Genomic DNA, 13,888 nt, shown 5'->3' on the forward strand with positions numbered 1-13,888 from the left:
GAACGGAGGTCGCCTGAAACAAGCCGATCCACAGGTATTGACAATTCCTCATCAAAGTGTACCTTCCAGTACAGTGTCGCTCGACTGGACATGCTCAACCTCCTAGGAGTTCGGCGTCGAGCTCCCTTGGGCGAGTGAGTAGGCCAGTCTCACGGCTACGACGACCGCCCCTGGTCGCATGTCTCCGCAATGGTTCGAGAGGCTCACATTGACCGAGTTGCGCTTTCCACCTCAGCTCCCGCCGGGCGCTCTGAATCCGACAGGCCACAGCACGTCGGCTGTCCACGGGGTCATCGCGGCGGGCGCCGTGACCTGCTGGGCGGCCGAGTCGCAGGAAGGCTTCGACAAACTGCCATCCGTTGGCGTCGAGCTGGGTGACGTCCATTTGGCCTTGGAGAACGACGGTGTCGAGAAGTTTCAGGGATCCTGGGGTTTATTGATGAAAGCAGCGCAGACCCAACTCGGCGCGGCGGTCTGGTCTCAACAGAGTTGCAGCGCAATCACATTCGGTCGGATGAGCCAATGACCACGCCCGACGTTGCGTCCATCCACGGCGGCGCGAAGAGTGAACGACCGCGCCGCTCGCGGACTGGGCCCGACGGCATTGACCCATCGCAGGAGCTGGACATCGGTGAGATTCCCGAAACAGCAGGAGGTTCTCACCGAAGTCCGTTCCCGCCCATCGCCGACTACGCGTTCCTGTCGGACTGCGAGACAACGTGTCTGATCTCATCGGCTGGGTCGGTGGAATGGCTATGCGTGCCTAGACCGGACTCACCCAGCGTGTTCGGCGCACTCCTTGACCGATCTGCCGGCCATTTCCGGCTCGGCCCCAAAGGGGTCTCGGTCCCGGCCGCACGCCGCTATCTGCCGGGCAGCCTCATCCTGGAAACCACCTGGCAGACCCACACCGGATGGCTCATCGTGCGCGACGCGCTCGTGATGGGCCCCTGGCATGACGTCGGGTCGCGGTCACCCACCCACCACCGCACCCCGATGGACTGGGACGCCGAGCACACCCTGCTGCGCACCGTGCGCTGCGTCAGCGGCACCGTCGAGCTGGTGGTGAACTGCGCGCCGTCGTTCGACTACCACCGGGTCGGCGCCAGCTGGGAATACTGCGGACCCGCCTACGGCGAGGCCGTCGCTTCGGCCCAAAATGATCCGGACACTCACCCGAAACTCAGGCTCACGACCAATCTGCGGTTGGGCATTGAGGGCCGCGAAGCCCACGCCCGTACCCGGATGAAGGAGGGCGACAACGTCTTTGTCGCATTGTCCTGGTCGGATCCGCCACCGCCTCAGAGCTATGAGCAAGCTGCCGAGAAGATGTGGAAGACCGGCGACATGTGGCGGGATTGGATCAATACGGGAAACTTTCCGGATCACCCGTGGCGGACATATCTACAACGCAGCGCGCTGACGCTGAAAGGGCTGACGTACGCCCCCACGGGCGCGCTGCTGGCGGCGAGCACCACGTCATTACCGGAAACGCCACGCGGCGAGCGGAATTGGGACTACCGCTACGCGTGGGTGCGCGATTCGACGTTCGCGCTGTGGGGTCTGTACACGCTGGGCCTGGACCGGGAGGCGGACGACTTCTTCTCGTTCATCGCCGAGGTGTCCTGCGCGAACGGCGATGAACACCGTCCCTTGCAAGTGATGTACGGCGTCGGCGGGGAGCGGGCGCTGGTCGAGGAGGAGCTCACCCATCTGACCGGATATGAGGGGGCTCGCCCGGTGCGGGTCGGCAACGGCGCCTACGACCAGGACCAGCATGACATCTGGGGCACGATCCTCGACTCGGTGTATCTGCATGCCAAGTCACGCGATGACATCCCAGAAACGTTGTGGCTCATGCTCGTACAGCAGGTCGAGGAGGCGATCAAGCACTGGCGCGACCCGGACCGCGGGATCTGGGAAGTCCGCGGCGAGCCCCAGCACTTCACGTCGTCGAAGATCATGTGCTGGGTCGCGCTGGACCGTGGCGCGAAACTGGCCGAGATTCGAGGTGAACGATCCAACGCGCAGAAATGGCGCCCGATCGCCGAGGAAATCCGGGCCGACGTCTTGAAGAACGGCGTCGATTCCCGAGGCGTGCTCGTTCAGCGCTACGGCTCCGACGCGCTGGACGCGGCGCTGCTGCTGGCCGTGCTGCTCCGCTTCCTGCCCGCCGACGACCCGAGGATACGTGCCACCGTGCTGGCGATCGCCGATGAGCTCACCGAAGACGGCCTGGTGCTGCGCTACCGGGTCGAGGAGACCGACGATGGATTGCACGGTGAGGAAGGCGCATTCGTCATCTGCTCGTTCTGGCTGGTCTCGGCGCTGGTGGAGATCGGTGAGATCACCCGCGCCAGGCAGCTGTGTGAACGGCTGCTGTCGTTCGCCAGCCCGCTCAACCTCTACGCCGAGGAGATCCAGCCGCGCACCGGCCAGCATCTGGGCAACTTCCCCCAAGCGTTCACCCACCTGGCATTGATCAACGCCGTGGTGCACGTCATCCGGTCCGAAGAAGCATCAGACAGCGCCGGAGTATTCCTACCCGCCGCCGCACCGATCTAGACGACTCATCACCGCCGCCGCACCAACCACCGTCCGCGCTACAAACCACGGAGTGAAAAGAACAGACGAATGAACACCCCAGGTGAACGGGCACCCCAACGGACCACCCCTCGAGCACGGTCAGTGGTTGATCTGGTATACGTTGCCACTTGCATTGTCGCGCAGACTGTTTCAGATGATACCGGCGTCGATACCCTCACGGTCAACATGATTCGAGCGTCGCGCAGTCATCCCGAATGCCGATGGCAAAGGGCGTGGAGGCCGACTTCCATGTCCCCGCCACTGTCTACGACAGTTTCGCCTCAAGCATTACCGCCCCCGGCGACCAGGCCCTGCGGGCGTCGGAGACGACGTTCGAGGGCCACCGCGCGGCCTTCTCCGACCCGACCCGCGAGGAACTGCACGCCGACGAGCTCACTACCCGCGTAGTGACTCGTCTGAGCCTCCAAGACCGACCCACCGACGCCGACCCTCGAAGAGGACATCACATGCCAGATTCACCGTTGCGTCTTCACCCCGCCTACGCCGCTCTCGCCGAACACCACTCCACGATCGGGCACCGCCATCTACGTGACCTGTTCGCTGACGACCCCGATCGCGGCGAATGGTTCAACAACGAGGCGGCCGGGCTATATCTGGATTACTCCAAGAACCGCATCACCGATGAAACCTTGGATCTGCTAGTCGAGTTGGCCCAGCAGTGCAGTCTCGAGGAGCGCCGGGACTCGATGTTCGCCGGCGAGCCGATCAACGTGTCCGAGGACCGTGCGGTTCTGCATGTGGCACTGCGTATGCCGAAAGACGCCACGCTGATCGTCGATGGGGTCGACGTGGTCGCCCAGGTGCACGACGTCTTGGACCGGATGGCCGAGTTCGCCACCAAGATCCGCTCGGGTGATTGGAAAGGCCACACCGGCAAGCCGATTCGCAACATCGTCAACATCGGCATCGGTGGTTCCGACCTGGGCCCGGTAATGGCCTACGAGGCGCTGCGCCACTACACCGAGCGCAATCTGACATTCCGGTTCGTCTCCAACGTGGACTCGACGGACTTCGCGGAAGCCACCAGGGACCTGTCAGCAGACGAGACGCTGTTCATCGTGTCGTCGAAGACGTTCACGACCCTGGAGACGCTGACCAATGCCACCTCGGCCCGGGAATGGGTGCTTGGCCAGCTGGGCGACGAGTCCGCGATCGCCAAGCACTTCGTGGCCGTCTCGACGAACGCCGAGCGGGTGTCACAGTTCGGGATCGACACCGCGAACATGTTCGGCTTCTGGGACTGGGTCGGGGGTCGGTATTCGATGGATTCGGCGATCGGCCTGTCCACCATGGTGGCACTCGGGCCCGACCAGTTCCACGAATTGTTGGCCGGTTTGCACGCGATGGACGAACACTTCCGCACCACGCCGCTGCGACAAAACCTCCCTGTGCTCATGGGCCTGCTCACTGTGTGGTACGTGGAATTCTTCGGGGCCTCCGCGGTCGGCGTGATGCCGTATGACCAGTACCTCAAGCGCTTTCCCGCGTATCTGCAGCAGCTGACGATGGAATCCAACGGCAAGCACGTCACCCTCGACGGCACAGTCGTGGACTACCAGACCGGCCCGCTGTACTGGGGCGAGCCTGGCACCAATGGCCAGCACAGCTTTTACCAGCTCATCCACCAGGGAACGTCGCTGATACCGGTTGACCTCATCGGCTTCGCCCAAGGCCTCAACCCCCTGGGCGACCACCACGACATCTTGTCGTCGAATGTCTTCGCCCAGGCCCAGGCACTCGCCTTCGGTAAGAGCGCCGCGGAGCTCCGTGCGGAAGGGACTCCCGAGGCGGTGGTGCCGCACCGGGTCATGGAGGGAAACCGTCCGACGAACGTGCTGCTCGCGCAGGTCTTGACCCCACACATCCTCGGCGCACTGGTGGCGCTCTACGAGCACAGCGTGTTCACGCAGGGAACCATCTGGGGCATCAACTCTTTCGACCAATGGGGCGTCGAGCTAGGCAAGGCACTGGCCGTGGCGATCCTGCCGGGGTTGCAGAGCGATGCCGAACCCGAACTCGACCACGACTCGTCGACCAACAAGCTGATCCAGCGCTACCGATCACTCAAGTGAGGAAGAACAACATGGCAACTGGCACATCAATGCAGCTGGGCATGGTCGGGCTAGGCCGGATGGGCTCCAACCTCGCTCGGCGCCTGATCCGCGACGGACATCGCTGCGTGGTCTACGACGTCAACCCCGACGCGGTCAAGAAGCTCGAGACAGACGACGGGGCGACCGGGGCCGCATCCCTGGCGGACCTCGTCGAGAAGCTGGAACAGCCCCGGACAGTGTGGCTGATGCTGCCAGCGGCCATCGTCGACTCGACCCTCGACGACCTCGTCCCCCTGTTGGCGCCCGGTGACACGGTGATCGACGGCGGCAACTCCTACTACCGCGACGACATTACCCGGGCCAAGCAGCTGGTGACCCAGGACATTCACTACGTGGACTGCGGCACCAGCGGCGGGGTGTGGGGACTCGATCGCGGATACTGCCTGATGATCGGCGGGGAATCCGAAGTCGTGACCCGACTCGACCCAATCTTCAAGACGATCGCCCCCGGCGCCGGATCCGCCGAACCGACCCTAGGCCGTGACAGCCGCGCCGGCACCGCCGCCGACGGGTACCTGCACTGCGGGCCAAGTGGGGCAGGGCATTTCGTGAAGATGGTCCACAATGGGGTCGAATACGGAATGATGGCCGCGATCGCCGAGGGCCTCAGCATCATCAAGCACGCCGACGCCGGCAAGGCAACCCAAGCCGTGGACGCGGAGACCACCCCACTGCGCGACCCGTGGGCCTATCAATACGACATCGACATCGCCGAGGTGGCCGAGGTCTGGCGGCGCGGATCGGTGATCGGATCATGGCTGGTCGACCTGATCGCCAACGCCCTGGCCCGCTCACCCGATCTCGACGAATTCAGCGGGCGGGTATCCGACTCCGGCGAAGGCCGGTGGACGGTCCTCGCCGCGGTGGACGAGGGTGTTCCGGCTCCTGTCATCACGACCTCGCTCTTCGAGCGATTCGAGTCCCGACAACTCGGCAACTTCACCGACAAGATCGTCTCAGCCATGCGCAGCGAATTCGGCGGCCATGCCGAACAGAAGTAGATCCACCCACCAGTCCGTCGCACACGCGACACATCCATCTGGAGGCCAAGTTGTGAACGTCGTTCAGGGACAAATGATTTGCCATCGAGGAGTGAGCTTGTGACCACAACGGAAGAGATCTCGGCCCTTACCGAACCGCACCATCCCGGAGACTGGGCCGACGTCGACTCGGTCGCCGTCGACACGGTTCGGGTCCTGGCGGCAGACGCGGTTCAGAAGGTCGGAAACGGCCACCCCGGTACCGCAATGAGCTTGGCGCCGTTGGCGTACACGTTATTTCAGCGTCAGATGCGGCACGACCCGTCCGACGTCCACTGGCTCGGCAGGGATCGGTTCATCCTGTCCTGCGGCCACAGCAGCCTGACGCTGTACATCCAGCTCTACCTCGGCGGGTTCGGGCTCGAGCTCGACGACATCGAGTCGCTGCGGACGTGGAAGTCGAAGACCCCCGGGCACCCGGAGTTCCGCCACACCAAGGGCGTCGAGATCACCACCGGGCCGCTGGGCCAGGGCCTGGCCTCCTCGGTCGGCATGGCGATGGCCGCCCGCTACGAGCGCGGTCTCTTCGACCCCGACGCGGCGCCGGGCACCAGCCCGTTCGACCACTTCATCTACGTGATCGCCTCCGACGGCGATCTCGAAGAGGGCGTCACCAGCGAGGCGTCGTCGCTTGCCGGCACCCAGCAGCTCGGCAACCTGATCGTGTTCTACGACCACAACCAGATCTCGATCGAGCACGACACCAACATCGCCCTCTCCGAAGACGTCCCGGCCCGGTACCGCGCGTACGGCTGGCATGTCCAAGAGGTTCAGGGCGGCGAAAACGTCACAGCCATTGAAGAAGCCATCGAAGCGGCGAAAGCCGTCACCGACAAGCCGTCCTTCATCTCGGTGCGCACCATCATCGGCTATCCCGCCCCCACCAAGATGAACACCGGCGGCGTGCACGGCTCGGCGCTCGGCGACGACGAGGTGGCCGCCACCAAGAAGATCCTGGGCTTCGATCCCGAGAAGACCTTCGAGGTCCGGCCCGAGGTCATCGAGCACACCCGCAAGCTGGTCGACCGCGGCCGCGAGGCCCACGAGAAGTGGCAGCCCGAGTTCGACGCCTGGGCCGAGCGTGAGCCCGAGCGTAAGAAGCTGCTGGACCGCCTGACCGCCGAGGAACTCCCTGACGGTTGGGATTCCGACGTGACGTACTGGGAGCCGGGTTCCAAGGCGCTTGCCACCCGGGCTGCCTTCGGCCAGGTGCTCAACGACGTCGCGCCCAAGCTGCCCGAGCTCTGGGGCGGCTCAGCCGATCTCGCCGGAAGCAACAACACCACCATCGAGGGCGTGAAATCGTTTGGCCCTCGGTCAATTTCGACCAAGGACTACACCGCCGACCCGTACGGCCGGGTGCTGCACTTCGGCATCCGCGAGCACGCGATGGGTTCCATCCTGTCGGGCATCGTGTTGCACGGACCGACCCGCGCGTTTGGTGGAACTTTCTTGCAGTTCTCCGACTACATGCGCGGCGCGGTCCGGCTGGCGTCGCTTATGGACATCAACACCATCTACATCTGGACGCACGACTCCATCGGGCTCGGTGAGGACGGTCCCACCCATCAGCCGGTCGAACACCTGGCCGCGCTGCGCGCAATTCCGAACCTGTCCGTGGTGCGTCCCGGCGATGCCAACGAAACCGCGTACGCCTGGCGCAACATCATTGCGCGGGGCAACGGCAGCGGGCCAGCTGGCTTCATCTTGACCCGGCAGGGGATCCCGGTGCTGGAAGGAACGAATTACGAGGGTGTCAGCAAGGGCGGATACGTCCTCGGTGGCGGCAATCCGGCCGACGACGCCGACGTGATCATCATCGGGACCGGTTCGGAGCTGCAGTTGGCGGTGGAGGCGAAGAAGTTGTTGGCGGAGAAAAACATCACCGCCTACGTCGTCTCCATGCCGTGCGTCGAGTGGTTCGAGAGCCAGCCTAAGGAGTACCGCGACAGCGTGCTACCTCCCCAGGTGTCGGCCCGTGTCGCGGTCGAAGCGGCAGTGGCGATGAGCTGGCACAAGCTGGTCGGCGGCTCTGGCGAGATCGTGTCGATCGAGCACTACGGCGAATCCGCCGACGACAAGACCCTGTTCCGAGAATTCGGGTTCACCCCCGAAGCCGTCGCCGCCGCCGCGGAACGCTCGATCGCCAACTAGTTCTGACCGACCACCAGCTGACACTGATAACCAGAGGATGAGACAAGCGAAATGACACAGAATTCCAACCTGGCGGCCCTGAGCGCTGCCGGGGTTTCGGTATGGCTCGACGACCTGTCCCGCGACCGGTTGAAATCGGGCAACCTGATCGAACTGCGCGATACCAAGAGCATTGTCGGCGTCACCACCAACCCGTCGATCTTCCAGGCCGCCCTGTCCAAGGGCAACGCCTACGACGAGCAGATCGCCGAACTCGCCGAGCGCGGCGCCGACGTCGACGCCACCATCCGTACCGTCACCACCGACGACGTCCGCAACGCCTGCGACGTTTTCGCCGAGATCTACAAGAGTTCCGGCGGCGTCGACGGCCGGGTCTCCATCGAGGTCGACCCACGCCTGGCCCATGACACCGACAAGACGATCCAGCAGGCCATCGAGCTCTGGAAGATCGTCGACCGGCCCAACGTGCTGATCAAGATTCCCGCGACCGAGCAGGGTCTGCCCGCCATCACCGCGGTCATCGCGGAAGGCATCTCGGTCAACGTCACGCTGATCTTCTCCGTCGAGCGGCACAAGTTGGTCATGACCGCGTACCTCAAGGGCCTGGAGAAGGCCAAGGAGGCCGGACATGACCTCTCGAAGATCCATTCGGTGGCGTCGTTCTTCGTCTCCCGGGTGGACTCCGAGATCGACGCCCGACTGAAGAAGATCGGCTCCGAGGAGGCACTGGCCCTGCGCGGCCAGGCCGGCGTCGCCAATGCCCGCCTCGCGTACGCCGCCTACGAAGAGGTCTTCGTCGGGGGAGCGGAGTTCGAGGTGCTGAAAGCCGATGGTGCACTGGTGCAGCGGCCGCTGTGGGCATCGACGGGCGTGAAGAATCCCGACTACTCCGACACCCTGTACGTCACCGAACTGGTCGGGCCGAACACGGTCAACACCATGCCCGAGAAGACGATGGATGCCGTGGCCGACCACGGCGTCGTCACCGGTAACACCCTGTCCGGCACCGCCGACGCCGCCCAGGAAGTATTCGACGAACTCGTAGCCATCGGTATCGACCTCACCGACGTGTTCATCGTGTTGGAGGACGAGGGCGTCGACAAGTTCGAGAAGTCCTGGCATGAACTTCTCGAGGCCACCCAGGGTCAGCTCGACGAAAAGAAATGAGCAGCAGCAGCAGTGCCGCACCCGCCGATTGGGGTAACTCGCTGCGGGACAAGCTGGACAAGCGGTTGCCGCGCATCGCGGGTCCGTGTGCGGTCGTCATCTTCGGGGTGACCGGTGACCTGGCCACCAAGAAGTTGATGCCGGCGATCTACGACCTGGCCAACCGCGGGTTGTTACCTCCCACGTTCTCGCTGATCGGGTTCGGCCGGCGCGACTGGCAGGACGAGGACTTCGGCAACGTCGTGCTGAAGGCGGTGCAGGGTCACGCCCGCACCCCCTTCCGGCAGGAGGTCTGGGACCGACTCAACGAAGGGATCCGCTTCGTCCAGGGCACCTTCGACGACGCCGACTCGTTCGCACGCCTGAAGCGGACGCTGGACGGGCTCGACGCCGAGCGCGGCACAGGCGGCAATCACGCCTTCTATCTGTCGATTCCGCCGAACGCGTTCCCGACCGTCTGCGAGCAGCTGTCCACCTCGGGGCTGGCCCGGCCCGAGGGCGACCGGTGGAGCCGAGTCGTCATCGAGAAACCGTTCGGGCACGACCTGGACAGCGCACAGTCGTTGAATCAGGTGGTGAACAGCGTCTTCCCAGAAGAGTCGGTGTTCCGCATCGACCACTACCTGGGCAAGGAGACGGTGCAGAACATCCTGGCGCTGCGCTTCGCCAACCAGCTGTTCGACCCGATCTGGAACGCGCACTACGTCGACCACGTGCAGATCACCATGGCCGAGGACATCGGCCTCGGTGGGCGTGGCGGCTACTACGACGGGGTCGGCGCCGCTCGTGACGTGATCCAGAACCACCTCACCCAACTCCTGGCGCTCACCGCGATGGAGGAGCCGGTCAGCTTCAGTCCTGCCGAGTTGCAGTCCGAGAAGATCAAGGTGCTTTCGGCGACGCGGCTGGCAGAACCGTTGGGCGAGAACACCTCTCGCGGCCAGTACACCGCCGGTTGGCAGGGTGGGGAGAAGGTGGTCGGGCTGCTCGAGGAGGAAGGCTTCTCCCCGACGTCGACGACGGAGACGTTCGCCGCCATCACTCTGGAGGTCGACACCCGGCGGTGGGCCGGGGTGCCGTTCTACCTACGTACGGGAAAGCGGTTGGGCCGCAGGGTGACCGAGATCGCCCTGGTGTTCAAACGCGCTCCGCACCTGCCGTTCGACGCCACCATGACCGACGAGCTCGGCAAGAACGCTTTGGTGATCCGCGTGCAGCCCGACGAGGGCATCACGCTGCGCTTCGGGTCGAAGGTGCCGGGCCACGCCATGGAGGTCCGCGACGTGAACATGGACTTCTCCTACGGGTCGGCATTCGCCGAGGACTCCCCGGAGGCCTACGAGCGGTTGATCCTCGACGTCCTGCTCGGGGAGCCGTCGCTGTTCCCGGTCAATCAGGAGGTCGAATTGTCCTGGAAGATCCTGGATCCCGCGCTGGAGCACTGGGCCTCCCACGGGAAACCTGACCCCTATGAGTCCGGCGGCTGGGGTCCGGATTCGGCGTTCGAGATGTTGCAGCGGTCCGGCAGGGAATGGAGGCGGCCATGATCGTCGATCTCGAGAACACCACGACCAACGCGGTCAACAAGAAGCTCGACGGGCTGCGCGAAGAGGGTGGCGCGTTCACGATGGCCAGGGTCCTCACCCTGGTCATCGCGCCAGACAGCGAAACCGTCCTCGAGGAGTCCATCGAGGCGGCCAATGCCGCCAGCCGTGAGCACCCATGCCGGGTGATCGTGGTACTCCCCGTCGACCGCGAGGCCGCCGATCCGAAGTTGGACGCCCAGATCAGAGTGGGGCACGACGCCGGCGCTGGCGAGGTCGTGGTGCTGAAGCTGACCGGCCCGTTGGCCGCCCAGGCCAGTAGCGTCGTCACACCGTTCCTGCTACCCGACACCCCGGTGGTGGCGTGGTGGCCCGACGTCGCGCCACGAGTACCCGCGCAGGACCCATTGGGACAGTTGGCAATACGGCGAATCACCGACGCCACCTACGGCGCCGACCCACTGGCCTGCATCAAGAGCAGGCTCGAGGGTTACACCCCCGGTGACACCGATTTGGCGTGGAGCCGCATCACCTACTGGCGGGCGATGCTCACCTCGGCGCTGGACCAGGGCCCGCACGAACCGATCCAGTCCGCACTGGTGTCCGGGCGCAAGGAGGAACCCGCCCTGGACATCCTGGCGGGTTGGCTGGCCAGCCGCGTCGACGGCCCCGTCCAGCGCGCGATCGGCGATCTCAAGGTCGAGTTGGTCCGGGCCAGCGAGACGATCACCCTCAGTCGACCCCAGGAGGGCGTCACCGCGACCCTGGCCCGCACCGCCAAGCCGGAGGCGAAACTTCCGTTGGCGCGCAGAGAAACTCGCGATTGTCTGGCCGAGGACATGCGCAGGCTGGATGCCGACGCAATCTATCTCGATGCCCTGCGCGGCATAGACAAGGTGCAATACACATGAGTCAAGTCGTCGCGACCTATTCCGACACAGCAGAATTGGTAGGGGCAGCTGGCGATCAGCTGATCAGTGCAATCCACGCTGCGGTCGAGGCCAGGGATCAGGCGTTCATCGTGCTGACCGGCGGCGGCACCGGGGTGAAGGTGCTGAAACACATCGGTGAACACGGCTCGAAGATCGACTGGTCGGCGGTGCACCTGTTCTGGGGCGACGAGCGTTACGTGGCAGCAGACGACGACCAGCGCAACGAGAAGCAGGCCCGCGAAGCGCTGCTCGACCACATCGACATCCCGTCCCACAACATCCACGCCATGGCCGCCTCCGACGGCCAGTTTGGTGCCGATCTGGATGCGGCGGCACTGGCCTACGAGCAGGTGCTGGCCGCCCATGCACCGGACGGCGAGCCGACCCCACGGTTCGATGTGCATCTGCTCGGGATGGGCGGCGAGGGTCACATCAACTCGCTGTTCCCGCACACCGCCGCGGTGCAGGAGACGTCCCGGCTCGTCGTGGGTGTCGAGGATTCGCCGAAGCCGCCGCCGCGTCGAATCACGTTGACCCTGCCCGCCGTCAACCGCTCGCGGGAAGTCTGGTTCGTCGTTTCCGGCGTCGAGAACGCCGACGCGGTTGCCGCGGCGTTGGGCGGGGCCGAGGCGGTCGAGGTACCCGCCGCTGGTGCGGCCGGCACGAACAAGACGGTTTGGCTGCTCGACGCGGAGGCGGCGTCCCAGATCAAGGCCTAGCAGTCATCTCGGCCGCGTCGGGGCGGGATGTAGTTTGCCGATCCGCTTCTGGACGGCGTCGTCGCACGCGGTGTCAAACTACTTGGTCACAAAATTGGTTGCCGAAATCGCCTTCGATGGCTCGGCGCGTGCATCGCGATCACCAACGCGGTCGCTCGCCTCCAGTGGCATCATCGTCGCTGTGCTCGCCCTAATCGTCGGCGGGACAGATCGACCTCTCACGGTTCCATCGCGCCGTCGCCGTCACAGCAGTGCCCCCTGGGGGCTCGTCTCATGGGTCGGGATTCGCGCTGTAATCGAGCCATATTCTGAGACCAAGACGATGCTTACGGTTGAGCCCTGCACAGCGTCAGACAACCCCGTGGTCGTCGACGTCTCACGTGCGCACCCAAGACTCGCATGACATGCGAAGGAGCCTTCCCATGGCAGTGATCAGTATCGGGTCTGGGGGACGTGTCGGCGTCCCCGAATTGCGGCTGCCTCCGGGTCAGAGGCTCGTGGACGACTGGCCGGTCCTGACGGCTGGCCTGACGACCGACGTCGGGGCGCACGAGTGGACGATCAGCATCACGACCGAGACGGGGCACCGAGTACCAACGGGATTCGAACGCGCTCCCCTTCGCGGCGCGACAGCAGTGACACAGGAGGCCGCGGAATTCTGCGAGCAAATCTCGCACGAACATTCCAGTACCGGTGAGAGCACCCGGGGAAATCGAGAGCGATGAACGCTATGAGCCCCGACGAGCCGACAGACGCCTCCCCAGCGGTCGGCACCGGCGGCGCCGCCGGTTCCGGCCGCGCTTCCCGAGACCGGACCGAGTTCGAGACCGCTGGGCGCTCCGGCGACTTCAGCCGCGAGATGTTCGCATGTCCGAACTGCGGGCACCAGCTCAGCATGTTCATGGAGGCGCGGTCCAAACGAGGGGATATGGCTGCTGCCCGGCTGGCCAACGTTGCCGGTTCTTGGCCCTTCCTGCTGATCCTGGTGCTGGCCATTGTCGCGTGGCTCGTGATCAACACGATCGTGCCGCTCTTTGATCCTGACTCGTCGGCCATGCTCGACTATCTCGGAACGGCTCTCGCGACGGTCGCGGCCTTGCAGGGACCGCTTATCCTGCTTACCCAGCGCCGCGAGTCCGATCGTGACCGCGCGCGAGACATTGAGGCATTCCACATTTCTCAGCACGTCGAGGCGGACCTGCACGCGATCAGTCTCGCCATCGACTCGGTGCTCGAGCGGCGGGGACCGGACCGGTCGTCAGGTACGTCAGGTACGCCTATGGGCAATCGCGAAGCGGATGACCCAGAACAGGAACCGCACACGCCATCGAAGGATTCCGCGTGATTCGTGATGCTTCTGGCGACCAGAACGCGAAAGCACGATGAGCGAATAACAGTCGTGGCGGGACGCTCAAGCGCCTACGTGCACCGCACCCGCAAAGCGGAACCTTTACGCCTCTGAAATGCCCTAGGCCAAGGTGCTGGCTTTCCTTGCGGCGTCGAGCTATTCAAGCGCGCCTGTCGAAATGCGGCCAGGAGGTCAGCTATGACCAGAATGTCACCGACGTCGACGACCCGCGACGGGATCACCCGCCCGAGGTGCCCCGGCAC

Annotated in this window: 10 protein-coding genes; all 10 read left to right on the forward strand. The window is 64.7% G+C overall.

What is annotated here, in order from left to right; translation table 11 throughout:
• Nucleotides 1-208: 208 nt before the first annotated feature.
• The 10 genes from EB75_RS25545 to EB75_RS25590 all read left to right on the forward strand — a co-directional run bounded on the left by EB75_RS25545 (nt 209) and on the right by EB75_RS25590 (nt 13,622).
• The gene (locus EB75_RS25545) at nt 209-526 is read left to right on the forward strand and encodes a hypothetical protein (RefSeq protein WP_168176124.1); all 318 of its coding nucleotides are present in this window, start codon (nt 209-211) and stop codon (nt 524-526) included.
• Nucleotides 523-2,565 (forward strand): glycoside hydrolase family 15 protein, encoded by a 2,043-nt coding sequence (locus EB75_RS25550; RefSeq protein WP_082133392.1) that lies wholly within the window; start codon nt 523-525, stop codon nt 2,563-2,565. Before EB75_RS25545 ends, EB75_RS25550 begins: the two co-directional genes overlap by 4 nt.
• A 503-nt stretch (nt 2,566-3,068) precedes the next feature.
• Nucleotides 3,069-4,679 (forward strand): glucose-6-phosphate isomerase, encoded by a 1,611-nt coding sequence (gene pgi, locus EB75_RS25555; RefSeq protein ID WP_502689399.1) that lies wholly within the window; start codon nt 3,069-3,071, stop codon nt 4,677-4,679.
• Nucleotides 4,680-4,708: 29 nt separating this feature from the next.
• A complete protein-coding gene (gene gnd / locus EB75_RS25560) occupies nt 4,709-5,722 on the forward strand; it encodes a phosphogluconate dehydrogenase (NAD(+)-dependent, decarboxylating) (RefSeq protein ID WP_174557725.1) in 1,014 nt (337 codons plus the stop codon).
• Between the two features lie 99 nt (nt 5,723-5,821).
• A complete protein-coding gene (gene tkt, locus EB75_RS25565; protein ID WP_073698057.1) occupies nt 5,822-7,915 on the forward strand; it encodes a transketolase in 2,094 nt (697 codons plus the stop codon).
• A gap of 51 nt (nt 7,916-7,966) precedes the next feature.
• Entirely contained in the window at nt 7,967-9,082 is a 1,116-nt protein-coding gene (gene tal / locus EB75_RS25570) for a transaldolase (protein WP_073698058.1), read from the forward strand.
• The gene (gene zwf, locus EB75_RS25575) at nt 9,079-10,629 is read left to right on the forward strand and encodes a glucose-6-phosphate dehydrogenase (protein ID WP_073698059.1); all 1,551 of its coding nucleotides are present in this window, start codon (nt 9,079-9,081) and stop codon (nt 10,627-10,629) included. The genes tal and zwf overlap by 4 nt, the downstream gene beginning before the upstream one ends.
• A complete protein-coding gene (gene opcA, locus EB75_RS25580) occupies nt 10,626-11,537 on the forward strand; it encodes a glucose-6-phosphate dehydrogenase assembly protein OpcA (RefSeq protein ID WP_046363748.1) in 912 nt (303 codons plus the stop codon). The genes zwf and opcA overlap by 4 nt, the downstream gene beginning before the upstream one ends.
• Nucleotides 11,534-12,277, forward strand: coding sequence for a 6-phosphogluconolactonase (pgl, locus tag EB75_RS25585; RefSeq protein ID WP_073698060.1), 744 nt, complete (start codon nt 11,534-11,536; stop codon nt 12,275-12,277). Before opcA ends, pgl begins: the two co-directional genes overlap by 4 nt.
• 730 nt (nt 12,278-13,007) lie before the next feature.
• Entirely contained in the window at nt 13,008-13,622 is a 615-nt protein-coding gene (locus EB75_RS25590) for a DUF1003 domain-containing protein (protein ID WP_046363725.1), read from the forward strand.
• Nucleotides 13,623-13,888: the final 266 nt, after the last annotated feature.

This window comes from Mycobacterium sp. ST-F2 (genome assembly GCF_001905655.1).
Lineage (GTDB): Bacteria > Actinomycetota > Actinomycetes > Mycobacteriales > Mycobacteriaceae > Mycobacterium.

Coding starts and splice junctions, on each gene's coding strand:
- EB75_RS25550 (WP_082133392.1), top strand. CDS start 523: ATGACCACGCCCGACGTTGCGTCCATCCACGGCGGCGCGAAGAGTGAA.
- gnd (WP_174557725.1), top strand. CDS start 4,709: ATGCAGCTGGGCATGGTCGGGCTAGGCCGGATGGGCTCCAACCTCGCT.
- tal (WP_073698058.1), top strand. CDS start 7,967: ATGACACAGAATTCCAACCTGGCGGCCCTGAGCGCTGCCGGGGTTTCG.
- zwf (WP_073698059.1), top strand. CDS start 9,079: ATGAGCAGCAGCAGCAGTGCCGCACCCGCCGATTGGGGTAACTCGCTG.
- opcA (WP_046363748.1), top strand. CDS start 10,626: ATGATCGTCGATCTCGAGAACACCACGACCAACGCGGTCAACAAGAAG.
- pgl (WP_073698060.1), top strand. CDS start 11,534: ATGAGTCAAGTCGTCGCGACCTATTCCGACACAGCAGAATTGGTAGGG.
- EB75_RS25590 (WP_046363725.1), top strand. CDS start 13,008: ATGAGCCCCGACGAGCCGACAGACGCCTCCCCAGCGGTCGGCACCGGC.